This is a genomic window from Dolichospermum sp. LEGE 00240 (assembly GCF_015207875.1).
Taxonomy (GTDB): Bacteria; Cyanobacteriota; Cyanobacteriia; order Cyanobacteriales; family Nostocaceae; genus Dolichospermum; species Dolichospermum gracile.
On the sequence record NZ_JADEVZ010000002.1, the window covers coordinates 119,747 to 146,051 of the forward strand.

Below are 26,305 nucleotides of genomic sequence, written 5' to 3' on the forward strand. Positions count from 1 at the left end.
AGACAAAAATTAGCAAGAATTTTGTTGGGTTTCCTTGCGTCAACCCAACCTAAGAAATGTTTAACTCATCAAATCTTGAAACAATGCGGTGCTTAAATAGCGTTCACCAAAAGAAGGTTGAATCATTACTATTAATTTACCCGCATTTTCTGGGCGTTTACCCACGACAATAGCAGCAGCTAAAGCCGCACCAGAAGATATTCCTGATAATAAACCTTCCTCCCTGGCTAATCTCCGTCCATATTCCATTGCTGCTGCGTCCTCCACTTGAACTACTTCATCAATTAGATCTTGACGCAAAACATCAGGAATAAATCCCGCACCAATCCCTTGAATTTTGTGAGAACCGGGTTTACCACCTGATAGAATCGGACTATTACTAGGTTCGACTGCGATCGCTTGAAAACTCGGTTTGCGTTGTTTAATTACTTCAGCAATACCAGTAATTGTGCCGCCCGTTCCTACCCCAGAAATTATGATATCAACTTCTCCGTCCGTATCTGCCCAAATTTCCTCTGCGGTGGTTTCTCGGTGAATTTTCGGATTGGCTGGGTTAGCAAATTGTTGTAACATGAAGGTATTGGCAGTATTGGCAACAATCTCCTCGGCTTTGTTAATTGCGCCGCGCATTCCCTGAGTTCCTGGTGTTAATTCCAAACTTGCACCATAAGCCCGCAACATAGCCCGTCTTTCTTGGCTCATGGTTTCCGGCATAGTTAAAATTAACTTGTAGCCACGGGCGGCTGCTACCATTGCTAAAGCAATACCTGTGTTACCAGATGTTGGTTCAACTAAAATGGTTTTGCTCGGTGAAATTAAACCTTCAGCTTCAGCGGAAAGGATCATACTTACGCCAATTCTGTCTTTTACAGAGGCCGCAGGATTCATACTTTCTAGTTTGACGACTATCCTCGCTACTACTCCCTCGGCTTGGGGAATTGTATTCAACTGAATTAATGGAGTTTTGCCAATAAGTTCTGTTACGTCTTTAGCAATTCGCATTTTTTAACTCCTAAAATTTATATATTAATCTATTTTGATTAGGTATTTATTTGATTAATTTTTTATAGTAGACATGACCATTTTACCACAATTTCTGTCTATTCCCACAAGAAAATATTCCTAATTGTTAATACCTTCGCCAAATTGAAAAAAGTCTTGATTCGTAGGTTGGGTTAAGCGACAGCGCAACCCAACGCTCATGTTGGTTTTCATGCTAATTGCTCCGCGTTCACGCAGTGTCTCCCAGGAATACGTTTACGTTCCACAACCCAATCTTGTATGTTAATCGTTGTTTTCGCTATTATTTTCTTCACCAGTTTCTACCTGAATAAGTTTTTCGTTATCTTTAATTGTTACATTTTCAATATCCTCAACGGAAATTTCTGTTTCATCATATTAGTTTGATAGGATGCGTTTTGCAGCTTGCTTTTTCCCTCGTAAAATTGTATCAAAATCATTAAGTGCTTTCAGTATTTCATCTTTATTAGTTTCTTTTTCTGAATTATCAGCATTGTTCCATTTTGACTGCACGACATAAAAAATTTTATCTCCCTGATTGTTTGTGTTATCAAAAACAATGTCGCAAGAACTATCTTTATCACCATCAGTAATAAAATCTTTATAGTTAGATTTTCTACCATAAAATTCGACAAACCAAATTAAGAGGGCTCCGATTGTTGACAGAATTTGCATTTTTAAAACCTTGGGATTGATAGCAATAACTACATTTGTCGAAGGTATCGCTCACCAGTATATTTATAGGGTGCGTTAGATATAAAAAATCTGTTTATGTCTAACGCACTCTACTATAGATATTTAGTTCTTCGGTGGATTTGGTGGACACCAGAAGAGATTTTTACTCGAAACTCCCAGGGATTCTAAAATCCCTTTCATCACATCTGTACAGTACATCCAATGTCCCAAATCGTCATACATTCGATCAGGATTAAACTCGAAATTGTCATGTAATACATTAGGCAGATTTGAGAACTCATCAGAGGATTGGGGGGAAAGAATCAACAGTTGAAAAGGCTTACCTTGACATTGTTTTTCCAACTTATTCAACAGATCAATTACTCCACCTCGGTCAGCAATTCCTGTGCGAATAAATAGCACTTGATCACAATGATCGAGGGCGTACCAAAACCTTTGAGAACGTGCGGTATAACGGACTCGCATCCGTTCATAGATAGGAGACATATCGTTAACAGGGTCTTCCGTGTCCTCAACTTCATGGGCAAAGGATAGACCCCCCCATTTGCTATGATAAATTCTGCGTTCCTCGGAATTGTAATGCAGCAAATGAGGATTCCACATATCATAAAAACGGTTTTCAATGATATCTGCAATATCTGCAATCTTGGTAGTGCGGGTCAAATCAAAGGGAAAAGCTGGACCATCGTATTCCATCTTATACAACATCATGCGGACAGCACAGCGATCGCCTAAAGGTAGAATAGCCACACGGCTAATGTCTGATAATTGACATTTATATTGCAAAAATACTGCTGATTTCGGTGGTGCTTTCACTCGGCTTTCTAAGCCATCCCTACCAATCATCATGGTGCGAAAAGGTGCATCGGGATGAAGGGGATCTTCATATACACCGGATGGTATGGCTTTTAATGCTTTGCGAATTTCCGGCCACATTGGCTGGATATTGTACTCATTATCTGATTCGTTGATCATCCAGATGTGATGTTCGTCTTTTTGTAAAATCCCCAGATGCCCATCATAGAATAAAACCTGGGAGTTATTCGGTGCAAAAAGATTGAAAGCCGCACTGTATTCCAAATCAGCACCAGGGGGAATATTCACGGTTGTGGAGATAGTTCCATTCTCTTGCACCGCAAAGAAAGGGAGTATGCCTTTTTCAGCATTTTTGGCAATGTAAATACCGGGGATTAATCCTGCCTTATTTTGCAGCACAGTTTGTAATTCTTGCCAATAGGGAGCAATGGTATAATTATACTTAGATGGATTTCTCATCCGCAAACTCTTCTCCTCGATACAGGCACAGACATAGAAACCTGCGTTATCAAGGTAAATGGGAATTTCGTTCGGTTGCCAGAAGCGTTGTTTTTCTTTTGCTAATTCCTCTTTTTCAATTTGGAAGAGACTCAGATCAATTGCCTCATACATCAGATTATGACCGATGGTGTTAGGGTGAGATGGGTCAAAAGATATTCCCTCTTGCCAGCGTCCCTGACCATTATCTAATGGTGCTAACCAATCCAAAACCGGCACACCCCAATTCAACATTCGGTTGTGTGTATCTTTCAACAACCAATGATGTTCAGGGGAAAAGTCGCCATTGGGATAGACACCACCGAGAATGGGACGTGCGCCCAGTGTCCGGGTCATTTTTACCAACTGCTGCAAGCCACTTTCAAACCGTCGCTGTACTGCCCTGCGTTCGTGGGGAGAACAATAGGCTAACCCTTCGTTACCCAGAGATAGGGCAATAATTACTATATCTGGTTTTTCTGGGGTGACAACTGAGGCAAATCGAGCGATCGTTCTGCTGACATTTGCGCCCGATTCTGATAGATTTATGACTTGATGCCCATATTTTTGCTGCAACTCCTCTGCCAACTGCCAAGCCCAACCCCTCAATAACCAAGCTTTATAGCCCAAGGCGACAGAACTGCCAATCACGACTATTTTCAGACCACCCGAATCTTTTTCAATGGGTTTAATCTCACTCACATCCCGAAAGTATCCGAAGGGATAGGGCTGTAAATAACCATAGGCCCCATCATCCACAACAATAGTACCGGACTGTTGTTCACGGTTGATTGGTAGCCAACGGTTTGCACCCATAGCTTCCCATTGTCCATGTCCTTCGGCATCAATGCGTACATACTTGTATTCAACTCTTTGGCAATTATCAGACTCCAAAGACGGTTGGATGTCAATGTCTTTATCTGTCCACCATAAAGGATAAAGATCGCCACTTGTCCGAAGATGAACACATTTGGTAATATCCCACAATCCCAATTCGGGAGTAGAACCGACGATACCAATGGATTCACCAGTTTGTGTGGAGGCACTAACCTGGAATTGATACATATGTTTTTGCTGGTTTAGGTGTACAATGCCATGGGTAAAGGCAAAATCCTGGCAAATACCTTGACAGACTATCACATAGAACACCTAGTAAAGATAAAAAATATGTACATTTGTACCAAATTTTTTTACAGCGATTTTCGGATAAATGAACCACATTTTTTTGTCTGACGCAGAGGCGCAAAGGCGCAAAGAGGAATCAAGAGTGTGGTCTAAATACATGAAAAATGCTGTAAGTAGGTTGGCGTTAAAAATTGTCGTTGGGGGAAGGGAACAGGGAACAGGAATGGAGTTTTGGGCGATTTTACTTTTCTTCACATACCTTGAAATTTTGTGGTTGACCTACTTAATCTAAAATCTAAAATCTAAAATCTAAAATTGCCAACAGATGACCAAGGTTTTCCACGCCTGTGGCAAAATTTAGTAAAGTTGTAATAAAATTAATATTCCCAGCATGACTGTAACTATTCCTAATCTCCCCAGTCTTTACGAAGCCTTCTCCACAGAAGCCAAATGGCAAAAATTCTGGGAAGACAATCAAGTTTACAAAGCTGACCCCAACCACAAAGGCGAACCCTACTGCATCGTTATCCCTCCACCTAACGTCACTGGCAGTTTGCACATGGGTCATGCTTTTGAGGGGGCCATCATTGACAGCCTGGTGCGTTACCACCGCATGAAAGGACGGAATACTCTATGGCTACCGGGAACTGACCACGCCAGCATTGCTGTACAAACGATTTTAGAAAAACAACTCAAAGCCGAGGGGAAAACTCGCCATGATTTAGGGCGGGAAAAGTTCCTAGAACGGGCTTGGCAATGGAAGGCGGAATCTGGTGGGACAATTATTAATCAGTTAAAACGGTTAGGTGTATCCGTAGACTGGAGCCGGGAACGCTTTACATTAGATGCGGGTTTATCAAAATCTGTTTTAGAAGCATTTATTCGCCTCCATGAAGAGGGATTAATTCATCGTAGTAACTATTTGGTGAATTGGTGTCCCGCTTCTGGTTCAGCGGTGTCTGATTTAGAAGTAGAACCCAAAGAGGTAAATGGGAATCTGTGGTATTTCCGTTATCCCCTCAGCGACGGTTCGGGTTTTCTGGAAGTGGCGACAACTCGCCCGGAAACCATGTTAGGTGATACAGGTGTGGCGGTTAATCCCCATGACGACAGATATAAACACCTGATTGGGAAAACCGTAACTTTACCAATTATGAACCGGGAAATCCCGATTATTGGTGATGAATTGGTGGACGCGACTTTCGGGACAGGTTGCGTGAAGGTGACACCCGCCCATGACCCCAATGACTTTGAAATGGGTCAACGTCATGATTTGCCGTTGATTAATATTATGAACAAAGACGGCACGCTGAATGAAAATGCCGGTGATTTTCAAGGTCAAGACCGCTTTGTGGCGCGGAAAAATTTGGTAGCCCGTTTAGATGCTGAAGGTGTTTTAGTCAAGGTTGAGGAATATAAACATACAGTACCTTATAGCGATCGCGGCAAAGTCCCCGTTGAACCGCTGCTTTCTACTCAATGGTTTGTGAAAATCCGCCCCCTAGCTGATAAAACCCTAGATTTTTTCGATAATCAAGACTCCCCGGAAATTGTCCCCCAACGTTGGTCTAAAGTTTATCGTGATTGGTTAGTAAATCTGCGTGATTGGTGTATTTCTCGCCAGTTGTGGTGGGGTCATCAAATCCCCGCTTGGTATGCTGTCAGCGAAACCGAAGGAGAAATTACCGATTCTACACCTTATTTTGTCGCCCGTAATGAAGAGGAAGCGCTACAAAAAGCCAAAGTGCAATTTGGGGAAGATGTCAAATTAGTTCAAGACCCCGATGTTTTAGATACTTGGTTTTCCTCTGGACTGTGGCCATTTTCCACTTTAGGTTGGCCTGAGGAAACACCAGATTTAGCGGCCTATTACCCCACAGCGACCCTAGTAGCTGGATTTGATATTATCTTTTTCTGGGTAGCTAGAATGACGATGATGGGAACACATTTTACCGGAAAAATGCCGTTTAAAACTGTGTACATTCATGGTTTAGTTAGGGATGAAAATAATAAGAAAATGTCGAAATCAGCAAATAATGGGATTGACCCATTATTGTTGATTGCTAAATATGGAACTGATGCTTTACGCTATACCTTAATTAAGGAAGTTGCGGGTGCTGGTCAGGATATTCGTTTAGAATATGACCGCAAAAAAGATGAATCTATGTCTGTGGAAGCTTCTCGCAATTTTGCCAATAAGTTGTGGAATGCAGCCAGATTTGTAATGATGAATTTGGATGGACAAACCCCAGCCCAATTAGGTCAACCAGTTCCCACAGAATTAAGTGATAAGTGGATTGTTTCCCGGTTCAACCAAGTTGTTAAACAAACAAATCATGATATTGAAAATTATGGTTTAGGTGAAGCAGCAAAGGGACTTTATGAATTTATCTGGGGTGATTTCTGTGATTGGTATATTGAATTAGTCAAATCCAGATTACAGAAAGATGCAGAACCCGCATCTCGTAAAGTTGCCCAACAAATTATTGCCTATATTTTAGAAGGGATTTTAAAATTACTCCATCCCTTTATGCCTCACATTACAGAGGAAATTTGGCAAACTCTCACCCAACAACCCACCGAAAATCCCCAACTTTTACCTTTGCAAGCATATCCTGAAGCCGATAATCATCTGATTGATTCAGCTTTGGAAACACAGTTTGATTTGTTAATTGGCACAATTCGGACAATTCGCAATTTACGAGCAGAAGCAGATATTAAACCAGGGGTAAAAATTACTGCTAATTTGCAAACTGAAAGCGAAGGTGAAAGATTTATTCTCACTGCGGGACAAGCTTATATTCAAGATTTAGCCAAGGTAGAAAATTTAACAATTGTTGATGCTAATTCTGTTGTTGTTCCCCAAGAGATTGCACAAGTTGAAGATAATAAATATGGGGGTGGATTAAAGATAATTGGTTTAACAATTGTCGCCCTTATCGGTTTGAAAGTAGCTATATTTGTGGGTAATACTGCATTAGATATTCCCTTCTTTGGTACTAGCTTTGAAATAGTTGGTTTAGGTTATGTTAGTTGGTTTGCTTTCCGTTATTTACTCAATGCGGAAGCAAGAGAAGAGTTATTTGCAAAATACTTTCCACCCAGTGAAACACCAACTGAACCAGAATTACCACCAACCGCACCCCAAGAAAAAGAAAATTCCATTGCTGGTGTTGTCGGGACTGTACAGATAGTTATTCCCTTAAAAGGAGTTGTAGATATTGAAGTTGTCCGTGCAAAACTGGAGAAAAGCTTACAAAAAGCCGAAGCAGAAGCCCAATCTTTAAGTGCCAGATTAAGCAATTCTAAGTTTGTGGATAAAGCCCCCGCAGACGTGGTACAGACTGCAAGAGAGACTTTAGCAGAAGCACAAAAACAAGCAGAAATTTTACGCATACGTCTGGAGACATTATAGGAGGAGTCAGGAGTCAGGAGTCAGGAGTTAAGAGTCTCTTATCATAAGGCTTTTACTCTAGATTCTGTATCTCATTCAAGTGCATACCGCTATATCGTAGATATTGCTTTAATGGGTGATTGGTAATTAGTAATTAGTTGGGAAAATTCGCTATTACCCATTACCCATTACCCATTACCTATTCCCTATTCCTTAAAAATTATGTTATATCTTGCCCAAGTACATAAAAATGATTTTTTAGATCAATATCAATTACGTTTATTAGCACGACAAGAATCAGAAAACTTTTGGTTAACAATTTCGGAAGAAACTTTAATTCTTTTAGGAAAGGGAAATACCACAAGTAATAACTTATTAGTCTTAGTTAAACTATCTCCTACCGGTGAAATTGAAACAATTGAAGATGCTACCGACTGGGTGATTAATCTAGTAGAAATCTATCTTTCTAAGGGAATTACTCCTGAATTTCTCAAACAAGAAGCGGTAAAAATGGAGAATTGGCAGCAAAGTTTAACCTTACAAAATCAAGATTTAGCCCGTCGTAGTTTAGAATTAGAAGCACGACGTGAACAAATTGAAGCCTTAGAAGAAAAATATCAGAACTATGATTTACATGATTAAGTTGATTTTTCTGATTAATTAATCATCTGAATCACCTAAATCAAAAAAATCACAGTTCAGACATCCTAGTTTAGAATTAGAAGCACGACGTGAACAAATTGAAGCCTTAGAAGAAAAATATCAGAACTATGATTTACATGATTAAGTTGATTTTTCTGATTGATTAATCATCTGAATCACCTAAATCAAAAAAATCACAGTTCAGACATCCTTAATTAACCCCTCCAACATCACTTGTAAATCCTGCGTCAACTCACTAACACCCTTACGCAAAGCTTGTTTATTTCCTTGACAATTTTCCCATCTTGTATTCACATTAATCGGTTCACCAACCAAAATCATGGATTGTTTTAAACCTAAACGTGGCCTTCCTGGTAAAGTAGAATCCTGAATGCGAGACAACATATCAAACATTAATAAAAGGGTTTCTGCAAATCTTTCCGGCGTGGGTTTTTCGAGAATATAATCAGCAGTAACCGCCACAAAACTTTCCGCAATTCTCATGTGCTGCATTTTCAAATCGGCTTCTTGGGCTATCCAATCAGCTAGACCACGTTTAAAAGGTGGTAAACTGGGAATATCAGCAATATCATCTCGATAAATATAATTCCAACCAGCATCTTCTAAACGACGACATCTATCAATAAAATTACCTTGAGACTGAAGATTAAAATACTGTTCTGTAATTTTCAAAGCAGTGTCCATCAAACGGTGTAATCTAGTAATTAACACTTCATTTATAGGAACTTCTGAACTGATAATTTCTGGAAAATCTTGATGATAGAAACGGTGATAAAAATCCTCCATTTCCGAAATTAGATATGCAGCTAAACGCAAAACCCGCTGATATAAAATTCCTTCCTGTTCCTTCCCATTTGCAGTAATTTCCGTCATGGGTAAACCGCTATCAGCTTCCAATTTAGATAATAGCCAATCTATTTTTTGCCAAGGGGGATTAACATAACTATATTTAATACCAATAGGAATAATAAAAACCTGTTCTTCGCGGTTAGCCTTTTTTAAATCTTCCACACACCAAAAACCCAATTGTGCCACACCAGGTTCTAAGGGACTGACTATACTACTATGTCCATTTGTACCACCTTCAGGAGCGATCGCTATCGGCATTTCAGCATTAGCAAATAATTCCCTGGCCATTTGGATAGCATTTCTATCTACGCGCTTTCCCCTACGAATTGGTATCCCACCAAGTCTAGAAAATAACCATCCTAACCAATTTCCTGCCCATAAAGTCATTCCTCGTTCATACATAAAATGACTGTGAACAGGGTATTTGAGACTAATACCTTTTTCTCTAGCTGCCTGGGGAACAATCCGTGATAGCAAGTATAACATAGATAGAGGATCTTCCACCTCTGGGTGACGGAAAGCAATTAAAAATCGGACTTTACCTGCTTGAAATTCGTGGTATAATTTAGCTAAGACTTCCGCATTTTTGGCTTCAACATTGACAATACCCGCAGGTAGCCAAGGTCTAGTTCTCACCCGCAAAATCAAAGGCAAAAACCAAGACACAACTTTAACCACAAAGGGATTATGACGTTGAGGAATAAATTTTAGCGGTGGTTGGGTGGAATGAATAGATTTAGGCAAGTTGTTCTCCTGTGGTGTGGCAAAAAAAAGCTAAAATTGAGGTGAGCATTCAGCCGTCAGCCGTCAGCTATCAGCTTTTAAGGCGGAAATACAGGTAATTAAAGCTTCCTTTTTTGCGATTCCTGCTCTTGGCTGACTGCTGATAGCTGATAGCTGAATGCCTATCGCTGCTAATTTAATTATCATAGTGAATGCTCACCCAATATGAACACACCACCAGACCAGCGAAAATTTGCCCCCGCAACCCAGCGCAACCGCGAACCCATTCTAGAATTGCTTTTACAAATATTGCCTCAACATGGGACTATATTAGAAATCGCCAGTGGCACAGGTGAACACGCTACATTTTTCTCTCACCACCTCGCACCCCGGCAATGGCTACCTTCCGACCCTAACCCCGAACTGCGTGCTAGTATCACCGCATGGGCTGAATTTCTCCCCTGTGAAGCCATGCAACCACCCATAGATTTAGATGCTAGTTCACCAATATGGCCAGTAGAAACAGAAATAATACCACAACCATCTATTTCTGCTATTGTTAATATTAACATGACTCATATTTCCCCTTGGTCAGCCTGTCTAGGACTCATGGCAGGGGCTGGGCGGATTCTCCTACCGGGTGGTATACTCTACTTGTATGGTCCCTACAAACAAAATGGCGAACATACAGCACCCAGTAACGCTGCCTTCGATGAATCTTTACAAGCACAAAATCCAGAGTGGGGAGTGCGTAACCTAGAAGATGTAGTTAAAGCTGCTGAAGCCAAAAATTTGATATTGCACCAAACTTACCCCATGCCAGCAAATAACCTTTCCTTAGTATTTAAACATGAATAATGTTTCGCGTAATCTCTCTTAGAGATCCCGCAGGGTAGACGCTAAGGAGCAAAGGAATTTCTCTGTTTGGTTATGTATAATTAGTGGAGGTTAGCGGACTCGAACCGCTGACATCCTGCTTGCAAAGCAGGCGCTCTACCAACTGAGCTAAACCCCCAAGTCTGTTTTTTATGTAAAAAGGGTTAATTTTACATAACCACACCATCATAAACTATTATTATTAATTTTTCAAGACCATGAACCAAGAAAATCAGACAGTTGTTGCTGCACTATATAAATTTGTGAATCTACCTGATTGTAGCGAACTACAAGCAGCCTTATTATCCTTTTGTGAATCACAAGGGATAAAAGGAACTATCTTATTAGCACAAGAAGGCATTAACGGCACAATTGCTGGTTCTCGTCAGCAAATTGACACAGTTTTAGCCTTTCTTCGCAGTGACTCGCGGTTTGCAGATTTAGAACATAAAGAATCCTACACAGAAATTCCCCCGTTTGAACGGTTGAAAATTCGGTTAAAAAAAGAAATTGTCACTTTAGGATTACCAGAAGTAAACCCAGCGGAAAAAGTAGGAACTTATGTCAAACCAGAAGATTGGAATGATTTAATTTCTAATCCAGAAGTCACAGTCATTGATACCCGCAATGATTATGAATTTACCATTGGGACATTTAAAGGTGCAGAAAATCCCCAAACTCAAATATTTAGAGACTTTCCCGAATATGTACAACAACATCTTGATCCCAAAAAACATAAAAAAGTAGCAATGTTTTGTACTGGAGGGATTCGTTGCGAAAAAGCCTCTTCCTATTTACTCTCCCAAGGTTTCGCAGAAGTTTATCACCTCCAAGGAGGTATTCTCAAATATCTAGAAGAAATTCCCCCAGAAAAAAGTTTATGGGAAGGAGAATGTTTTATTTTTGATCAAAGAGTCACAGTTAGTCATGACTTAGAAACAGGAAATCAAGAATTATGCTTTGCTTGTGGATATCCCATTTCTGAAACAGATAAAACCTCCCCAGAATATGAAAAAAATATTTCCTGTCCTCACTGTTTCCACACCTTAACACCCGAAAAAAGAAAACGACTACAGCAAAAATGGAACCATTACCAATCAACCAATCCTTAATTTCTTCCTTTGCGTCTACTCTTCGAGATCACGAAGCGTGATTGCTCCTTAGCGTCTCTGCGCGAAACAAAATCAAGATATAGCAAAAACACTAATATATAAAAGTCACTATTACAATATATTAATATAGAAATCTTTGGAGAACGATTTGTGGTAGATCAGAAATTGGGCAACTTTACACAAAGACATATTGGACCAAACCCCGATGATGTCAAGCAAATGCTAGATTTATTGGGTCTTTCCAACCTTGATGACCTCATTGATAAAACAGTACCACAGGCAATCCGCTTTCATCAAACCCTAAATCTACCAGCAGCGCAAAGCGAATACGCAGCACTGGCAAAATTAAAGCAAATAGCCGATAAAAATCAGGTTTATCGCTCATTTATCGGTATGGGATATTATGACTGTATTACCCCTACCGTCATTCAACGCAACATCTTAGAAAACCCCGGTTGGTACACAGCTTACACCCCTTATCAGCCAGAAATTGCCCAAGGACGTTTGGAAGCGTTGTTAAATTTCCAAACCATGATTATTGACTTGACAGGGTTGGAAATTGCTAATGCTTCTTTACTTGATGAAGGGACAGCAGCCGCAGAAGCAATGAGTATGAGTTATGGTGTGTGCAAAAACAAATCCCATAACTATTTTGTTTCTAGTGAATGTCATCCCCAAACCATTGATGTATTGCAAACACGCGCCAAACCTTTGGGTATAAACATCATTATCGGTGATCATCAAACCTTTGATTTTACCGAAACTATCTTTGGTGCAGTTTTGCAATATCCCGCAACTGACGGGACAATTTACGACTACCGCAATTTTATCACACAGTCCCATGCTCAGGGTGCATTGGTGACTGTAGCCGCAGATCCTCTGAGCTTATTATTGCTCACACCCCCCGGTGAATTAGGGGCTGATATTGCCGTAGGCAGTACCCAACGCTTTGGTATTCCCTTGGGCTTTGGGGGACCACACGCTGCTTATTTTGCGACGAAGGAAGAGTATAAACGGCTCGTTCCAGGGCGAATTGTCGGGGTATCCAAGGATGTGAATGGTAAACCTGCGTTACGTTTGGCGTTACAAACCCGTGAACAACACATCCGCAGAGATAAAGCCACCAGTAATATTTGCACAGCGCAGGTTTTATTGGCAGTGATGGCGAGTATGTATGCAGTTTATCATGGACCCGATGGACTGAAACAAATTGCTCAAAATATCCATGAACTTACCGCAACTTTAGCCGCAGGATTGAAAAAGTTAGGTTACAAAATCACTTCGGAAAATTTCTTTGATACTCTGCGGGTAGAATTAGGAAATACCAGATTAGAAGCAATTCTCGACGCTGCACATGAGAGAAATATCAATTTGAGAATTTTTGATAATTCCACAGTTGGTATTTCTTTAGATGAAACTACCACAGAAGCAGATTTAATTGACCTTTGGCAAATTTTCGCACTCAAAGATCAATTACCTTTCAGTGAAACAGAACTTACTTCTCTTACCAATTACCAATTACCAATTACCCATTGCCCATTACCGCGTGAAAGTAAATATCTCACTCACCCAGTTTTTAACCGTTACCATTCAGAAACTGAATTATTACGTTATTTACATCAACTAGAAAGCAAGGATTTATCATTAACAACTTCAATGATTCCCTTGGGTTCTTGCACCATGAAGTTAAACGCAACTTCGGAAATGATTCCCGTAACTTGGGCAGAATTTGGGAAAATACATCCCTTTGCGCCAATTTCCCAAACTAGAGGTTATCAAATTCTCTTCCAACAACTAGAAGCATGGTTAGGAGAAATTACAGGTTTTGCCGGAATTTCCTTACAACCAAATGCAGGTTCTCAAGGTGAATATGCGGGACTTTTGGTAATTCATGAATATCATCAAAGTCGGGGAGAAGGACACAGAAATGTTTGTTTAATTCCGCAATCAGCACATGGTACAAATCCCGCGAGTGCGGTAATGTGTGGGATGAAAGTAGTGGGAGTTGCTTGTGATGAACAAGGTAATATTGATGTTGAAGATTTAAAAGCCAAAGCTGAAAAACATAGTCATGAATTATCAGCTTTAATGGTGACATATCCATCAACTCATGGGGTATTTGAAGAAGCAATTCAAGAAATTTGTGCGATAATTCATAGTCACGGTGGACAAGTTTACATGGACGGTGCTAACATGAATGCCCAAGTAGGTATTTGTCGTCCTGGTGATTTTGGTGCAGATGTCTGTCATTTGAACTTACACAAAACTTTCTGTATTCCTCATGGTGGTGGTGGTCCCGGTATGGGTCCCATTGGTGTCGCTTCCCACCTTGTCCCGTTCTTACCCGGCCATTTTGTGACGACAATACAGGAAAATAATCCAAAATCCAAAATCCAAAATCCAAAATTCACTGGTGCTGTTTCCGCTGCACCTTGGGGTAGTGCAAGTATCTTAGTGATTTCTTGGATGTATATTATCATGATGGGTGCAGATGGGTTGACGGAAGCAACCAAAATTGCCATTCTTAATGCTAATTACATGGCTAAGAAATTAGAGTCATATTATCCGGTTTTATATCAGGGAAAAAATGGTTTAGTGGCACATGAATGTATTTTAGATTTGCGAAGTTTGAAGAAATCAGCGCAGATTGAAATTGATGATGTTGCGAAGCGGTTAATGGATTATGGTTTTCATGCACCTACTGTTTCTTGGCCTGTGGCTGGGACAATTATGGTTGAACCAACGGAAAGTGAATCTAAACAGGAATTAGATAGATTTTGTGATGCTTTGATTGCGATTCGTGAGGAAGTTGCCGCAATTGAATCTGGTAAGATGGATATTCACGATAATCTTTTAAAAAATGCCCCTCACACTGCGGAAAGTTTGATTATTGGTGAGTGGAATCATCCCTATTCCCGTGAACAAGCTGCTTATCCTGCAAGTTGGAATAAGGAATATAAGTTCTGGCCAAGTGTGGGGAGAATTGATGCTGCTTTTGGGGATAGGAATTTTGTTTGTTCTTGTTTACCGATGGAGGCTTATAGTTAGTTAATTGTAGGGTGCGTTAATGAAATGTAACGCACCCTACGGACTGATATTTTTAATCACTTTTGCCATTGTTGAGAAAATATGCGATCGCTGTATCTCCTAAACCTTGTGTAGCGATCACTCCAGCACTCGCAGCTAACACACTACCATAACCAGGTAGAAATTTTAAAGCAATATCAGCCATACTCACAAATCCAGCATTTGCACCTACAGTTACTCCTCCTGTTACAAGAAGGTCTTTGCGCGTTTGTAGCGTTTGTAACGTTTGTACGGAAAATTCTCTGCCACTAAGCCAGCCAATATACATCACCATAAAAGCTTGAATACCGAAGACTATTGGTATTGCTGCACCTGGAATTGGGTTAGCAGAAACAAAACCAGATAAAACAGTACAGGCTGTAACAACTGTTCTAGCGACACTCAATTGAAACTCTGTAATATGAGCCATTCGGGACAAAGATCCGCGTGTCTCCCTTGGCGTATACTTAATCATTGTTTCCACTAATTCTGTAATATTCCACCGATAATCTTGATCAGATAGAATCAAACCATTTTTACCATCTTCATATTCAGCATACGCAACAGTCGGAACAACATTTTTTACATGATCTCGTAATTCGGATCTTTCTTTTAAAAAAGCGAAAAAACTTTTAACTTGTTCCTCAACATTACGGTTTTTTCTTTCATTTTCAGTTGGCAAAGGCACTCTCGGAGGAGATAATTCATCGCACTTCGTAAGAACTCCAATAATAGGCAATTTACGCTGATACTGCTTGTTAATTTCTTTAACCACTAATTCACACTCATCAAGGTCTTTTCCACTAGCACTATGAACCTCTGTAGCCTTACACAAAAAGAGAATAACATCTGGACATTTTTTTTTAACAGCTTGCATTATACTGTCATAAGGTGTTTCTGCTGAATCATATTGCCTTGGTTCTTGAGCCTCTTGTAATCCTCTTGTGTCCAGGATGTGAAGCAAATCACTACCTTCATGGTAGTAATTTTTCCATTCAGCCTTGCCTGTTTCTGGTTCTGTATCGCTGACTTCTGCAACTTTTAAACCACAAATGGCATTAATTAGGGATGATTTACCACTTCTAGCACGACCAATTACCATAACTCGTGGTGGACGTATTCCTTGCATCACAGAACGTAAATTTTCTAATTTTTCGTGAATATCGCTTTTCATTCCCAAAATGTTTGGTAGTTTGTCTATATATTTCAAGAGTTCTGTTACTAGAAATTCGTTACGATCCAATGCTTCGTTTACTTCCTGAGAATCAGTCATATTTCTAACTCCAAATTTGAATATCATTAAAAGGTCATGATTTATAAACATGATGATTATACACTTGTATGGGCAAAGTGCGATCGCTCATCTTCTAGCTTAGATTAAGTTAGTTAATTGTAGGGTGCGTTATTGAAATGTAACGCACTATTTTGATTGTGAATAAGGTGCGTTACGCTGACGCTAACGCACCCTACGGACTACAGACTATTCTTTACCGCCGCCAAAAAGTTTGTAGATTCCGTATCCAATAGCACCAGCAGCAACTACAGGCGCAGCAGCAACTATAGCAGTACCAGCAATCGCACCTCCGCCTACAACACCACCAATACCTGCAAGGGTACTCATAATTGCAGCACCAGAAGCACCAGCCACTACCGTTACAGCACCAGCACCAGCTACACCAGCCGCAGCGCCAATATTTGTAGCGGTTCTTGCTGCTGAACGAGCATTACATTCTTTCTCAGACAAACCAGGTTCTTCTTTAAACAAAGTTTCGTTAAGTATTTTTGCTCCAGCATAAGCAGGACCTCCAGCGAACACAGCAGGTCCGGCGGCCATCCCACCACCTACTATACCACCAGCAGCAGCTAGACCTGAAGCGATTCCTGCTCCCGAAGTTGCAGCAACAGTTAACCCTGTAGCTGTACCGATAGCAGCACCAACAGCGATACCAGTCTCTCCAACAGATTGTATTACCTTTGTGTTGCTTACTTCAATGCCTGGATCACAATTAGCAAAAGCTGGACTAACAAAACTGTTTAAAATTATCACACAGGTAAGAATCAGTGTCAAAAAAGAACGAACGATTTTGATATGTAGCATAGTCCTTAATCTATTGCAACAGAGTAATTATTCTATTACATTAATATTTAAGTGTATATTTTACAAGCAATATATTTACTGACTTTAACAGAAATTTATAAACTACTTGTTGAGCAATAAAACTGTAAAAGCATGGATAAGGTACACCAACACTCAGTTTTAGTGCGATAGCGAAGCGATTCGTAGGAATCGCTCATCTTCTAGCTTGGATTAAGGAACGCAACCCAACATAATGAAAATATCTGATTCATATTTTTTGTCAGAATCAGGATGTCCAGGATTTTAGGATTTACAGGATTGTGATTTGTAGGTTATTGGTGGGATGCTGAAATTGTAATTGTCTGAATCAGGATGTCCAGGATTTTAGGATGTACAGGATTGTTATTGATTAATTGTCTGTGAATATTGAAAAATGATAATTACAATCACAGGATATTATCTATCATCAAAAAATCGCCATTTTTCCTAAACAATAAAAAAATTACATCCTGTACATCCTCCAATCCTGGTTATCCTGATTCTGACAAAAAAGATATTATGACAGTGATACCTGTTAATTTTATTGAGAATCATCAAACATAGATGAAAGATCACGACGACCACTTACTACTCGTAAAATTTCAATTCCATCATCCAATACTCGATAAAAAATTATATATCCTTCAAGGGATAATCCGCGTAAATCAGGGTTGATTTCTGAGTAGCTTTTACCACTATTGGGAAAGGAAACTAATTGTTTACATTTGCGGTTAAACTCCTGAAAAAATTTTTCACCTGCTTCTAAGTTTTTTTGTGAGAAGTATTCAGCAATTTCATTCAGGTCATAACTAGCGAGAATATTAATAACATAACGATTCATTTTTTTACCTGTCTTTGTTGCTGAAAACGATCTAAAATTTGATTAACAAATGTTTCTCCATCAATAGGTGGTGTATTTTCAGAAATGGAAATTGCTGCATCAATTTTTTCTCGCACTTTCTTAACCCATTCTGTTTCATTCCGATCATACTCATCTAGTAAATGGAAAGCAATTTCCATCAGTTGTTCTACAGATTGGTATTTTCCTGTTTGCAGTTTTGTTTGAATAAAGTCTTCTTGTTTTGGTGTTAGATTGATAGTCATAGTGAGTTATAGTCAATTTTTGCTAGGTATATATAAACTATTGTAATCTAATTTCAGACTCTTGGAAATAGCGATCGCCATAACTGTATATTTTGGTGAAAGTTTATAAATATTATAACATCCTGTAAATCCTAAAATCCTGGACATCCTGATATGGCTTGCGCCACGCTACGCTATCAGACAAAAAATTCAGATTAATAGTGTATAATAAAGATAAACCTCACCAAAGGTATATATAATTATGAATACATTAGAAAAATTAGAATTGCTCAGTGAAAACTGTAGAGACAACACAGAATTAGAAAGAATTATTGGGCAACTCCTAAATGTAATTTTAACTCGTCATCGTCAAAAACTAGCTACATATAACTTAGATATAGATAAGTTTGAAAAAAAATATCAACTCACTTCTGAACAATTTATAGAACAATTTAACTCAGGAAGTTTAGGGGATGAAATGGATTTTTTTGAATGGTTCGGTTTATGCGAACTTCGCAAAGATATTTTAACAAAAATCCATAAGTTAGAACAAGCCTTATGAAAAATATTAAAAACGCTGATGATTATTTAGCTTGGATCAAATCTATAATTACACTTTGTCCAAAAGCTGTAAATTTTAAAATTCTTAGAGAAGAAGCACAAACTGATAAAGGTTTATGGCGTTATCGTGTGATATTAAAAGATGGTAGTTTTTTAGAAATGTTTGAGTTTTTTAAAATAGAATCTGGACAAGTAGAAATAATTAAATATAGTTTTCATTGGCAAACTGAAAATAGAGAACTAATAAAACGTTGGGATAACGCACCCCATCACCCCGAAATTGCCACCTATCCTCATCATGTACATGATGGTTCTGAAGACTCTGTTTTTCCCTATTTACCTGTTGATATTGAAGATATTTTTAAACTCCTTTAATCCTGGTTATCCTGATATGGCTTGCGCCAGGCTATCAGACAAAAAATATTTAAAATTATTAATTTAAAAATTTACTATGTTATAATATAAAAGTTATCAAAATTATTAAAATAATTCTATGATGACTCAAGTAATGATTCAACCCTCATACTGGATAGAATCTGGAATTGAAATCAGCAAAGTCAGAAATTTGAACTTGTTTAAATTCACTCCAGAATTACAATCTAGGTTAGAAGAACTTGCTGATAAAAATAAAGCAGGAATGTTAACTACAACAGAAGAAGCTGAACTAGCAGGAATATTAGAACTGGACAGGATTTTTACTTTATTGAATGCAAAAATAATTGCTGAATCATGACAGTTAACGAGACAACCAAAAAATTAGTCAGGGAAAGAGCAAAATTCCTTTGTGAATATTGTCATTCTTTAGAAGAAGCAAGTGCAGCGTTATTTGCTATTGATCATATTATCCCCCAGTCTCTTCCTGGTTCATCAGATGACCCTGATAATTTAGCTTTAGCTTGTCAACGTTGTAACGGATATCGCTATAATTTTATAACTGGTATTGACCCGGAAACTGGAGATTTAATTCCTATATTTAATCCTCGAAAACAGAAATGGTCAGATCATTTTCTTTGGTCAGCAGATGGTTGAAAAATTGTTGGTATTACTCCTACAGGAAGGGCTACTTGTAATCGCTTAGACCTCAATGATGATAGGCATAATGAAGGTTCTATTATCAAAGCGCGTCGTTTTTGGATAAAAGGTGGTTGGCATCCACCAGATGAAGACCCGCGACAAAGTTGAGAAACCCCAGCACTTTCACAATAATATAGATGATGATCAAAATGTTGGGTTTCACTGCGTTCTACCCAACCTACAGTTTGTATGGTTCGTTGGTAATTTGTAGATTATTGGTGGGATGCTGAAATTTTCATTGTCAGACAAAAAACATCTTAATCAAAAATAGAAACTACTTTAATACCAATAACTTTGTGCATAGGTTTTGTTTTCTTCTCAGTAGTAATTAACTCCTCAGCACCAACAGAAAAAGCAGCAGCTACATGAAGTGCATCCATAGCAGCTAATCCATACCGAGAAGCAATTTTATAAGCCTCTTGTACAATATAATTTAAATCATTTGCCCAGTAAATAACATCATTAAAAAACTCTTCATAAAATTGAGATTCTTCCGTTTGCTGATGATAAACTGCTTTAGGACTTACCTCCAATCTGACAAACTCACTAGCAGCAAATACCCGGTGTGAGTCTGATAGTATTTCTAATGCTTTTTCTGCAATTAAACTAGCACCATTGGTTGCACTCAATAACACACCCGAATCAATATAAGTTATAATCATTCTTATCTACCTTGGATTCCACCCCTACGATCAGCTAATTCTTTTTCTATTTCATCTGCATTTAATAAAGGTTTACCAGATGCAACAATTTTAGAGCGAATTTCTCGCAAACGTTCCCCCAAAGGCGGTTTTTTTGCAGTGGTTTTCAATTGCATAAATTCCACAAATTTTAAGACTTCCTGTTGTTTATCCTGGGGTAATGATCGCCACTTTGTTAATAATTCTTGTTCTGAAATCATTGATTTTTACCTAATTCAGTTAATTGTCTTAAACCTTATTTTCAATAATAGCAAATCTCACATCAAATTAAACCATGTTCTGCTGCTTTTTCGCGTAGTCTTGCTTCTAGTTCTGGAGTTAGGGAAATAGCGATCGCCATAACTGTATATTTTGGTGAAAATTTATCAATATTATAACATCTTGTACATCCTTTTTATCCTGATTCAGACAAAATAGTGTATAATACACATATCCATACACATAATCTACCTAAATATCATGCGAACCAATATTGAACTTGACGACGGGTTAGTAGAAGAAGCATTTCGTTTAACTAACGTGCGAACCAAAAAAGAATTAATTAATCTAGCATTACAAGAACTAATTCGCGTTCGTAAAAAGCGGAACTTACTTGATTTAAGTGGACAAATTCAATTTACTCCTGACTACGACTATAAAGCATTGCGAGAAAATCGAAATGTTTCTGATTGATACTTCCGTTTGGATAAATGTTTTACGCGATAAAACAGGAGTTGCACGTCAAAATCTCCAGACACTTATAAAAGGTGAGAATGTTTTTTTGACTCGATTTACCCAAATGGAATTATTACAAGGTTGTCGAGATGAAAGGGAGTGGATGTTATTGCAAACCTATCTGCAAGAACAAGACTATATTGAAGCAACTGATAATACTTGAGTTTTCGCCGCACGAATTTATTATGATTTACAAAGACAAGGGTTAACTGTTAGAAGTAGTATAGATTGTTGTATTGCCCAAATAGCAATAGAAACCCAGCTAACCCTAATTCATAATGATCGTGATTTTGAAACTATTCAACAAGTAAGACCTCTACTATGTTTGCGTTTTTCATCTTCTAGAAATTAATAATTAGCACCAAATTAAAAGAGTACAGGATGGTAATTTGTAAGTTGTTGGTGAGATGCTGAAATTGTAATTGTCTGAATCAGGATGTCCAGGATTTTAGGATGTACAGGATTGTTATTGATGAATTGTCTGTGAATATTCAAAAATGATAATTACAATCACAGAATATTATCTATCATCCAAAAATTGCCATTTTTCCTAAACAATAAAAAAATTACATCCTGTATATCCTTTCATCCTAGATATCCTGATTCTGACACAAAAATACTCAAAAATCTCCAGTTATTCTCTATTTTTTGTCCGGGAATATTCCCCAGTAATGTTTGACGAATTACCGCTTCTTGAGGTAAACGCAAATATTCGGCAACTTCATCAATTGTGAGAACTTCTGGTAATGTTATTTGACTCATAAGGATTGCCACAACCTTGTATTTTTGTGAATGTTTATAGTTAATATTTCAAGTCAAAATGTTGATTTTTTGGCAAAATCATCAAAAGACCGAAATCTTCCTGCTTCAAAATCATCTAATCCTTGTTGAATACCTTGAATAGCTGCTTGTGAGTCTTCTAATTCCCAGTCTAGGATATTTTTTAATAATTCAGCCGCAACTAAACTGATATCTTTTCCTTGTTGGGTTGCTTTTTCAAGTAGTCTTGCTTCTAGTTCTGGAGTTAGGGAAATAGCGATCGCCATAACTATATATTTTGGTGAAAGTTTATAAATATTATAACATCCTGAAAATCCTTAAATCCTAGACATCCTGATTCTGATAAAATAGTGTATAATACATTTATTCTTTAATGATAGACACATAAAAATTCTCTCAATTGATTATGACTAATATCACAATCTCTAACCTTGATGATGATCTGAAAAATCAGTTACAAAAACGAGCCGAAAAACATGGAAATTCCCTAGAACAAGAAATTACAGAAATTCTTCGTCTTGTCCTCTCAGAAAATCCTCAAAATCCGATCAATTTAGTCACTTTAATTGAAAAACGTTTTGCCGATTTTGAAGGTTTGGAATTACCGGAAATAGAGAGAGACGCAATTCGCACAGTGTCAATATTTGCCGATTAAAAAATGATTATTTTGGATACAAACGTCATTTCTGAACTGATGAAAACTCAAAAATCAGCAATAGTTCGTGAATGGGTAGCAGCACAACCTTTAATGAGTTTGTTTGTTACACTCATAAAGCAGCTATAGTAACGCGCAATGTTACTGATTTTGAAGGATGTGGTATTTCTATTATTAATCCTTGGAAACCTGAATCAATATAATGAAAATATCTGATTCAGACAAAATAGTGTATGATACACATATCTATACACATAAGTCACCTAAATATCCATGGTCTAAAACCATCCTTCTTGTTCGAGGGTCTCGATTAATTGTAGTCCGCGAGGATCGCCGACTCCCAGTAGTGAGGCTTTGGTGTCTTCTCTTACTCCTAAGTCTTTGTCTTCAGCAAAAGCTTGAATTAGTGCGTCTATGGCTGTAGCATAGACGACATTGGAAGGTAGTTCTTTGCAAAGCTGGCCGATTGTCCAAGCGGAGTTACTACGCACAGCAGCTACAGGGTCTTTAACCAAGGCTTCGATTAGGGCAGGAATTGCGCCGACGATGGCTTCATAACCTACTTCTGTCATCTGTGCAAGGGCGCTGGCTGCCCAGAGACGGACGGCGGGAATGTCGGTTCTGAGGGCATTGGTGAGGGGTGCTAGGGAACGGCGATCGCGGCAATTACCTAAAGCCCAGACTATGCCTTTGCGAACATAACCATTAAAATCGCGGTTGAGTTGCCTAATTAAGGGTTCTACGGCTTCTTGGGCAGGATTACGACCGATACCGTAGGCGGCACTGACTCGGACGAGGGGACAGTTATCTATCAACAGATGGATGAGATGAGGTGTTGCCCGTTCATCTTGAATATCACAAAAAGCACGCGCTGCTAACATCCGTTGTTGGGGTTGGGGATTGGCTAGGAGTACCAGCATTAATTCCACATCAGGCTTTTCCACTTCTGATTCATCATTCAGTGGTTCTATTTGGTCTAGTGGGGTAATAAGCTCCCCTTCGGTGTCGAGTAGGCTTAGTTCGTATTCGTCGTACATAATTATTTTACTGTAACCCTATTCCCCGTTCCCTGTTAAGAGTTCCCTAACTCAAGTGATTTTATCATCCAGAGGGATTGTTCTTGATAACCAAGTTGATGATAAAGATTTAATGCGGGTGTATTGGAGAGAAATACTTGTAGTCCAATTTGGCGATAGTTGGGCTTACCGGAGACATCGCCTTTTTGTGTAGCCCAATTTTCTATATAAGCCATTAATGCTTTACCAATGCCTTTGCGCCTATATTCTGGGATGACGTAGAGGAGAAAGATGTGCGGATGGCGATCGCCACTAACCTGATCTATAGCATTCCCCACCCATAAACAAGCTACGGGTGATTGGTAATCGGTGATTGGTAATTGGTGAGGAATTTTCTCCCCTACCTCCCCTACCTCTCCTACCGCCCCTACCTCTTCATACACCCACCAGAGGGGGGTATCACGACAGAAGTATTGCTCAACTGTATGTGCCAAATGGGAAAAGTCTTGATCAGGGAATTGTTCTTGGTAAGTGCGCTGCATGAACTTGACCAAGAGGGCTTTATCGAGGGTAGAACCTTGGCGAAGAGAATAGCCGGCGATGAAATTCAAAATAGACTTATTCCCTAATTACCTAATGATCATGCCAATGGGAGCGGGAGCTACCATATCCGAGGGTAAAAAGATGCGAGCGCTGACTGCTACCAAAGCCAGGGTAAATATCAACACTGCAATCAAAGGGGCAATATATTGACGAAAAATAGCCATGTTTTTGTTTATGAATAAATAGCAACAGTATTAATTCTAGCGAATTCTCAAGAATAAATTAGCCAACTTGCACTAAGCAAAATGAATTTGTCTTTTTCTGCCCTAATATTAAGGCTGATCCTGGTCTAATTCATTTAAGACCTTTTCACAGTACCAATTTTCGGGCATTCCCGGAACGTTTTGTTTGGCTTGTTCAATTAGTCTTTCCGCCGCCGCTACGTCTCCAGATAATCTAGCGATGAGGCGATTTTTGAGGTAGTTGCCGGTCACTTCTTCATCTAGTTGGTTGGGGATGCTGGGATTGAGTGCTTGCAGGGGTTCGCGTCGCAGTTGCCAAAATAGGACGTAATAAAGTGTTCCAAAAATTAGGATCAGGCTGATAGTTCCTAGTAGTGTGACGGGGTTAAAAGGCAGATTTTGCAGCACTAATTGTGAGAGGACATAGCCCAGTAATAGACCTGTGACTATTAGAACAAATGTACCGATAATAATAACTACTTGTGTTCCCATATATCTTTTTCTAGTCCTGGTCTGGTGGCTGCTAATACCTTGGGATGCCAAGGGGCGACAATAGGTAATAGTAGCAAACCAGGTAACGCCGCCACAAGAGAAAGTAAGAAAAATGTCGGCCAACCTGTGGCTGTCGCCCAACTACCGGCGGGGGCGGAAAGTACGTCTCGACTAATGGCCATGAGGCTGGAGAATAAAGCAAACTGGGTGGTTGTGAATCGGTGGTTACAGAGACTCATTAAAAAGGCGACTGTAGCCACTGTGACTAATCCAGCGGAGAAGTTTTCGATGTTAACGGCGATGACTAGTAGGGAATAATCTTTTTTATTAGCCATAGCTAGGGCATAATAACCTAAGTTACTCAGTAATTGCAGCGATCCAAATACCCACAAACTGCGATTTAAGTTAATTTTGGTCATGATCACCCCCCCAGCTAATACGCCGACGGTGGTGGCAATAAATCCCATTCCGGCTTGGATTGCGCCGATTTCGGTTTTGGTAAAGTCTATTTCCCGTAAAAATAGGTTGGCTGTAATCCCAACCAGGGAATCACCTAGTTTATAGAGGAGAATAAAACTGAGTGTTAAGCTGGCTTGTTTGATGCCAAAGCGGTGAAAAAATTCTTTGAAAGGTAGGAAAATAGCTGTTTGTAAGTTTTGAGGGGAACTATCTTCCGTAATTTCATTGAGGAGGGAGTTTGGTAATAATGCGGATGTAGTGATCCAAGCTACTAATAATCCTGCTAGTAACCAATAAAATACGGGTTGGGGAATGAAACCGACAAAAACGCCGGCAATTAACCCTGCTACTAGTAAGGTGATCAGGACTATGAAAATCACGTCTTGCCTAGAAATGGGCGCTAGTTGTGTTTTATCTGGGAGTTTGTGTTCTTTGGGCGACCACAAGGTGGTAAATATACTCCCTGCCATAATTACTGCCATGAGTAAATATACGACGTTCCAAGGTAAGTAATCTGCTAAGACTAAGGCGAGGGAACTGGTAATAAATAGGGCGATCCGGTAGCCTAATACCCACACAGATGCCCCTGGCTGTGCCTCTAGGGGGTTTAAAATGTCTGTCCGGTAGGCATCCCCGGCGATGTCCTGGGTGGCGCTGAGGAAGGTAATAATTAGGCAGTTGATGGCGAGGATTTGTAATATTTGGTCGCTTTGGGCGGGTTGTTGAATGGCCAGGGCGGCGATCGCCAATACTAACCCAATTTGGGTAATAATTAACCATCCGCGTCTGCCACCTAGCAATGGTGGTGTAAATCTATCTAATAGGGGCGACCACAGGAATTTTAAGGAATAGGGTAAACTTAACAAACCAAATAAGGTGATTTTGGCAATATCAACTTTGGCATCTTGCATCCATAGTTGTAGGGTTCTACTGGTCAGAAATAGGGGTAAACCTGATGCAAAACCTAGTAATAATAAAGCACCCATTTTCTGGCTTTGGAACGCCTGTCGGAGTGCTTGAATTTCTTTCATAAGAGTTATCTTGTCATTTCT

General features: G+C 39.2%; 30 protein-coding genes, 1 tRNA gene and 1 pseudogene. 13 read left to right on the forward strand and 19 right to left on the reverse strand.

What is annotated here, in order from left to right:
• Nucleotides 1–60 precede the first annotated feature (60 nt).
• The 3 genes from cysK to IQ226_RS00555 form a co-directional block, all read right to left on the reverse strand.
• Nucleotides 61–1,002, reverse strand: coding sequence for a cysteine synthase A (gene cysK, locus IQ226_RS00545; protein WP_193890766.1), 942 nt, complete (start codon nt 1,000–1,002; stop codon nt 61–63).
• A 396-nt stretch (nt 1,003–1,398) separates the two neighbouring features.
• Entirely contained in the window at nt 1,399–1,695 is a 297-nt protein-coding gene (locus IQ226_RS00550; protein ID WP_228039169.1) for a hypothetical protein, read from the reverse strand.
• 123 nt (nt 1,696–1,818) lie between these two features.
• A complete protein-coding gene (locus IQ226_RS00555) occupies nt 1,819–4,074 on the reverse strand; it encodes a DUF1796 family putative cysteine peptidase (RefSeq protein WP_193890769.1) in 2,256 nt (751 codons plus the stop codon).
• Nucleotides 4,075–4,525: 451 nt separating this feature from the next.
• On the opposite strand from IQ226_RS00555, the gene IQ226_RS00560 reads away from it, so the two are divergent.
• Nucleotides 4,526–7,549 carry a valine--tRNA ligase gene (locus IQ226_RS00560; protein ID WP_193890772.1) on the forward strand — a complete coding sequence of 1,008 codons (3,024 nt, stop codon included), beginning with the start codon at nt 4,526–4,528 and terminating at the stop codon, nt 7,547–7,549.
• Between the two features lie 201 nt (nt 7,550–7,750).
• Nucleotides 7,751–8,170 carry a hypothetical protein gene (locus IQ226_RS00565; protein WP_193890775.1) on the forward strand — a complete coding sequence of 140 codons (420 nt, stop codon included), beginning with the start codon at nt 7,751–7,753 and terminating at the stop codon, nt 8,168–8,170.
• Between the two features lie 201 nt (nt 8,171–8,371).
• Here the strand turns inward: IQ226_RS00565 and IQ226_RS00570 are convergent, their stop codons facing one another.
• Together IQ226_RS00570 and IQ226_RS25540 are read right to left on the reverse strand one after the other, a co-directional pair.
• The gene (locus tag IQ226_RS00570; RefSeq protein WP_193890777.1) at nt 8,372–9,784 is read right to left on the reverse strand and encodes a 1-acyl-sn-glycerol-3-phosphate acyltransferase; all 1,413 of its coding nucleotides are present in this window, start codon (nt 9,782–9,784) and stop codon (nt 8,372–8,374) included.
• A gap of 63 nt (nt 9,785–9,847) precedes the next feature.
• Nucleotides 9,848–9,970, reverse strand: a complete 123-nt coding sequence (locus IQ226_RS25540) for a hypothetical protein (protein WP_255539946.1) — start codon at nt 9,968–9,970, stop codon at nt 9,848–9,850.
• A gap of 18 nt (nt 9,971–9,988) precedes the next feature.
• On the opposite strand from IQ226_RS25540, the gene IQ226_RS00575 reads away from it, so the two are divergent.
• Complete coding sequence (locus tag IQ226_RS00575; RefSeq protein ID WP_193890780.1) at nt 9,989–10,621, forward strand: DUF938 domain-containing protein; 633 nt, start codon at nt 9,989–9,991, stop codon at nt 10,619–10,621.
• Nucleotides 10,622–10,705: 84 nt separating this feature from the next.
• Here IQ226_RS00575 and IQ226_RS00580 read toward each other — a convergent pair.
• A tRNA-Ala gene (locus IQ226_RS00580) sits at nt 10,706–10,778 on the reverse strand.
• A 79-nt stretch (nt 10,779–10,857) separates the two neighbouring features.
• Here IQ226_RS00580 and IQ226_RS00585 point away from each other — a divergent pair.
• Complete coding sequence (locus tag IQ226_RS00585) at nt 10,858–11,751, forward strand: rhodanese-related sulfurtransferase (RefSeq protein ID WP_193890783.1); 894 nt, start codon at nt 10,858–10,860, stop codon at nt 11,749–11,751.
• Between the two features lie 150 nt (nt 11,752–11,901).
• Nucleotides 11,902–14,799 carry an aminomethyl-transferring glycine dehydrogenase gene (gene gcvP / locus IQ226_RS00590; RefSeq protein WP_370567055.1) on the forward strand — a complete coding sequence of 966 codons (2,898 nt, stop codon included), beginning with the start codon at nt 11,902–11,904 and terminating at the stop codon, nt 14,797–14,799.
• A gap of 52 nt (nt 14,800–14,851) precedes the next feature.
• On the opposite strand, the gene IQ226_RS00595 is transcribed toward gcvP, so the two are convergent.
• The 4 genes from IQ226_RS00595 to IQ226_RS00610 all read right to left on the reverse strand — a co-directional run bounded on the left by IQ226_RS00595 (nt 14,852) and on the right by IQ226_RS00610 (nt 18,037).
• Entirely contained in the window at nt 14,852–16,090 is a 1,239-nt protein-coding gene (locus IQ226_RS00595; protein ID WP_193890786.1) for a GTPase, read from the reverse strand.
• Nucleotides 16,091–16,297: 207 nt separating this feature from the next.
• Nucleotides 16,298–16,915, reverse strand: a complete 618-nt coding sequence (locus IQ226_RS00600; protein ID WP_228039170.1) for a hypothetical protein — start codon at nt 16,913–16,915, stop codon at nt 16,298–16,300.
• A 559-nt stretch (nt 16,916–17,474) separates the two neighbouring features.
• The gene (locus IQ226_RS00605; RefSeq protein WP_193890789.1) at nt 17,475–17,774 is read right to left on the reverse strand and encodes a type II toxin-antitoxin system RelE/ParE family toxin; all 300 of its coding nucleotides are present in this window, start codon (nt 17,772–17,774) and stop codon (nt 17,475–17,477) included.
• Complete coding sequence (locus IQ226_RS00610) at nt 17,771–18,037, reverse strand: transcriptional regulator (RefSeq protein WP_193890792.1); 267 nt, start codon at nt 18,035–18,037, stop codon at nt 17,771–17,773. The genes IQ226_RS00605 and IQ226_RS00610 overlap by 4 nt, the downstream gene beginning before the upstream one ends.
• Before the next feature lie 241 nt (nt 18,038–18,278).
• Here IQ226_RS00610 and IQ226_RS00615 point away from each other — a divergent pair, with 241 nt between their 5' ends.
• The 4 genes and pseudogenes from IQ226_RS00615 to IQ226_RS00630 all read left to right on the forward strand — a co-directional run bounded on the left by IQ226_RS00615 (nt 18,279) and on the right by IQ226_RS00630 (nt 19,759).
• A complete protein-coding gene (locus IQ226_RS00615) occupies nt 18,279–18,578 on the forward strand; it encodes a hypothetical protein (protein WP_168644507.1) in 300 nt (99 codons plus the stop codon).
• Complete coding sequence (locus tag IQ226_RS00620; RefSeq protein WP_193890796.1) at nt 18,575–18,952, forward strand: DUF6516 family protein; 378 nt, start codon at nt 18,575–18,577, stop codon at nt 18,950–18,952. The genes IQ226_RS00615 and IQ226_RS00620 overlap by 4 nt, the downstream gene beginning before the upstream one ends.
• A 118-nt stretch (nt 18,953–19,070) precedes the next feature.
• The gene (locus tag IQ226_RS00625) at nt 19,071–19,310 is read left to right on the forward strand and encodes a hypothetical protein (protein ID WP_026103943.1); all 240 of its coding nucleotides are present in this window, start codon (nt 19,071–19,073) and stop codon (nt 19,308–19,310) included.
• Nucleotides 19,307–19,759, forward strand: a pseudogene (locus IQ226_RS00630) (HNH endonuclease). Before IQ226_RS00625 ends, IQ226_RS00630 begins: the two are co-directional and overlap by 4 nt.
• Nucleotides 19,760–19,908: 149 nt before the next feature.
• On the opposite strand, the gene IQ226_RS00635 reads toward IQ226_RS00630, so the two are convergent.
• Both IQ226_RS00635 and IQ226_RS00640 read right to left on the reverse strand, forming a co-directional pair.
• Nucleotides 19,909–20,313: a PIN domain-containing protein gene (locus tag IQ226_RS00635; protein ID WP_193890798.1), complete on the reverse strand. Its 405-nt coding sequence runs from the start codon at nt 20,311–20,313 to the stop codon at nt 19,909–19,911.
• Between the two features lie 2 nt (nt 20,314–20,315).
• Entirely contained in the window at nt 20,316–20,552 is a 237-nt protein-coding gene (locus tag IQ226_RS00640; protein WP_193890800.1) for a hypothetical protein, read from the reverse strand.
• Nucleotides 20,553–20,811: 259 nt separating this feature from the next.
• Here IQ226_RS00640 and IQ226_RS00645 point away from each other — a divergent pair, with 259 nt between their 5' ends.
• The 3 genes from IQ226_RS00645 to IQ226_RS25800 are packed head-to-tail and all read left to right on the forward strand — an operon-like array spanning nt 20,812 to nt 21,418.
• Nucleotides 20,812–21,024, forward strand: a complete 213-nt coding sequence (locus IQ226_RS00645) for a type II toxin-antitoxin system VapB family antitoxin (protein WP_039200777.1) — start codon at nt 20,812–20,814, stop codon at nt 21,022–21,024.
• Nucleotides 21,011–21,229: a hypothetical protein gene (locus IQ226_RS24820; RefSeq protein WP_228039171.1), complete on the forward strand. Its 219-nt coding sequence runs from the start codon at nt 21,011–21,013 to the stop codon at nt 21,227–21,229. Before IQ226_RS00645 ends, IQ226_RS24820 begins: the two co-directional genes overlap by 14 nt.
• Nucleotides 21,230–21,244: 15 nt before the next feature.
• Nucleotides 21,245–21,418: a hypothetical protein gene (locus tag IQ226_RS25800; RefSeq protein WP_370567058.1), complete on the forward strand. Its 174-nt coding sequence runs from the start codon at nt 21,245–21,247 to the stop codon at nt 21,416–21,418.
• Between the two features lie 233 nt (nt 21,419–21,651).
• Here the strand turns inward: IQ226_RS25800 and IQ226_RS00655 are convergent, their stop codons facing one another.
• A complete protein-coding gene (locus IQ226_RS00655) occupies nt 21,652–21,828 on the reverse strand; it encodes a helix-turn-helix domain-containing protein (RefSeq protein ID WP_193890802.1) in 177 nt (58 codons plus the stop codon).
• Between the two features lie 53 nt (nt 21,829–21,881).
• Complete coding sequence (locus IQ226_RS00660; protein WP_193890804.1) at nt 21,882–22,112, reverse strand: hypothetical protein; 231 nt, start codon at nt 22,110–22,112, stop codon at nt 21,882–21,884.
• A gap of 140 nt (nt 22,113–22,252) precedes the next feature.
• On the opposite strand from IQ226_RS00660, the gene IQ226_RS00665 reads away from it, so the two are divergent.
• Nucleotides 22,253–22,501, forward strand: coding sequence for a plasmid stability protein (locus IQ226_RS00665; protein ID WP_193890806.1), 249 nt, complete (start codon nt 22,253–22,255; stop codon nt 22,499–22,501).
• Between the two features lie 278 nt (nt 22,502–22,779).
• On the opposite strand, the gene IQ226_RS00670 is transcribed toward IQ226_RS00665, so the two are convergent.
• The 5 genes from IQ226_RS00670 to IQ226_RS00690 form a co-directional block, all read right to left on the reverse strand.
• Nucleotides 22,780–23,538, reverse strand: coding sequence for a HEAT repeat domain-containing protein (locus IQ226_RS00670; RefSeq protein ID WP_193890808.1), 759 nt, complete (start codon nt 23,536–23,538; stop codon nt 22,780–22,782).
• Between the two features lie 35 nt (nt 23,539–23,573).
• Nucleotides 23,574–24,128 (reverse strand): N-acetyltransferase, encoded by a 555-nt coding sequence (locus IQ226_RS00675; RefSeq protein ID WP_193890810.1) that lies wholly within the window; start codon nt 24,126–24,128, stop codon nt 23,574–23,576.
• A gap of 18 nt (nt 24,129–24,146) precedes the next feature.
• Complete coding sequence (locus tag IQ226_RS00680; protein WP_168466401.1) at nt 24,147–24,284, reverse strand: hypothetical protein; 138 nt, start codon at nt 24,282–24,284, stop codon at nt 24,147–24,149.
• 108 nt (nt 24,285–24,392) lie between these two features.
• Nucleotides 24,393–24,794, reverse strand: coding sequence for an ABC transporter permease (locus IQ226_RS00685; RefSeq protein WP_193890813.1), 402 nt, complete (start codon nt 24,792–24,794; stop codon nt 24,393–24,395).
• Nucleotides 24,779–26,284 carry an AmpG family muropeptide MFS transporter gene (locus tag IQ226_RS00690; RefSeq protein WP_193890816.1) on the reverse strand — a complete coding sequence of 502 codons (1,506 nt, stop codon included), beginning with the start codon at nt 26,282–26,284 and terminating at the stop codon, nt 24,779–24,781. The genes IQ226_RS00685 and IQ226_RS00690 overlap by 16 nt, the downstream gene beginning before the upstream one ends.
• Nucleotides 26,285–26,305: the final 21 nt, after the last annotated feature.

Coding starts and splice junctions, on each gene's coding strand:
- IQ226_RS00575 (WP_193890780.1), top strand. CDS start 9,989: ATGAACACACCACCAGACCAGCGAAAATTTGCCCCCGCAACCCAGCGC.
- IQ226_RS00620 (WP_193890796.1), top strand. CDS start 18,575: ATGAAAAATATTAAAAACGCTGATGATTATTTAGCTTGGATCAAATCT.
- IQ226_RS00595 (WP_193890786.1), bottom strand. CDS start 16,090: ATGACTGATTCTCAGGAAGTAAACGAAGCATTGGATCGTAACGAATTT.
- IQ226_RS00625 (WP_026103943.1), top strand. CDS start 19,071: ATGATGACTCAAGTAATGATTCAACCCTCATACTGGATAGAATCTGGA.
- cysK (WP_193890766.1), bottom strand. CDS start 1,002: ATGCGAATTGCTAAAGACGTAACAGAACTTATTGGCAAAACTCCATTA.
- IQ226_RS00550 (WP_228039169.1), bottom strand. CDS start 1,695: ATGCAAATTCTGTCAACAATCGGAGCCCTCTTAATTTGGTTTGTCGAA.
- IQ226_RS00660 (WP_193890804.1), bottom strand. CDS start 22,112: ATGGCGATCGCTATTTCCCTAACTCCAGAACTAGAAGCAAGACTACTT.
- IQ226_RS00600 (WP_228039170.1), bottom strand. CDS start 16,915: ATGCTACATATCAAAATCGTTCGTTCTTTTTTGACACTGATTCTTACC.
- IQ226_RS00615 (WP_168644507.1), top strand. CDS start 18,279: ATGAATACATTAGAAAAATTAGAATTGCTCAGTGAAAACTGTAGAGAC.
- IQ226_RS00585 (WP_193890783.1), top strand. CDS start 10,858: ATGAACCAAGAAAATCAGACAGTTGTTGCTGCACTATATAAATTTGTG.
- IQ226_RS00605 (WP_193890789.1), bottom strand. CDS start 17,774: ATGAATCGTTATGTTATTAATATTCTCGCTAGTTATGACCTGAATGAA.
- IQ226_RS00690 (WP_193890816.1), bottom strand. CDS start 26,284: ATGAAAGAAATTCAAGCACTCCGACAGGCGTTCCAAAGCCAGAAAATG.
- IQ226_RS00680 (WP_168466401.1), bottom strand. CDS start 24,284: ATGGCTATTTTTCGTCAATATATTGCCCCTTTGATTGCAGTGTTGATA.
- IQ226_RS00670 (WP_193890808.1), bottom strand. CDS start 23,538: ATGTACGACGAATACGAACTAAGCCTACTCGACACCGAAGGGGAGCTT.
- IQ226_RS00640 (WP_193890800.1), bottom strand. CDS start 20,552: ATGATTTCAGAACAAGAATTATTAACAAAGTGGCGATCATTACCCCAG.
- IQ226_RS00610 (WP_193890792.1), bottom strand. CDS start 18,037: ATGACTATCAATCTAACACCAAAACAAGAAGACTTTATTCAAACAAAA.
- IQ226_RS25540 (WP_255539946.1), bottom strand. CDS start 9,970: ATGATAATTAAATTAGCAGCGATAGGCATTCAGCTATCAGCTATCAGC.
- IQ226_RS00555 (WP_193890769.1), bottom strand. CDS start 4,074: ATGTATCAATTCCAGGTTAGTGCCTCCACACAAACTGGTGAATCCATT.
- IQ226_RS24820 (WP_228039171.1), top strand. CDS start 21,011: ATGTTTCTGATTGATACTTCCGTTTGGATAAATGTTTTACGCGATAAA.
- IQ226_RS00655 (WP_193890802.1), bottom strand. CDS start 21,828: ATGAGTCAAATAACATTACCAGAAGTTCTCACAATTGATGAAGTTGCC.
- IQ226_RS00565 (WP_193890775.1), top strand. CDS start 7,751: ATGTTATATCTTGCCCAAGTACATAAAAATGATTTTTTAGATCAATAT.
- IQ226_RS00560 (WP_193890772.1), top strand. CDS start 4,526: ATGACTGTAACTATTCCTAATCTCCCCAGTCTTTACGAAGCCTTCTCC.
- IQ226_RS00645 (WP_039200777.1), top strand. CDS start 20,812: ATGCGAACCAATATTGAACTTGACGACGGGTTAGTAGAAGAAGCATTT.
- IQ226_RS00665 (WP_193890806.1), top strand. CDS start 22,253: ATGACTAATATCACAATCTCTAACCTTGATGATGATCTGAAAAATCAG.
- IQ226_RS00635 (WP_193890798.1), bottom strand. CDS start 20,313: ATGATTATAACTTATATTGATTCGGGTGTGTTATTGAGTGCAACCAAT.
- IQ226_RS00685 (WP_193890813.1), bottom strand. CDS start 24,794: ATGGGAACACAAGTAGTTATTATTATCGGTACATTTGTTCTAATAGTC.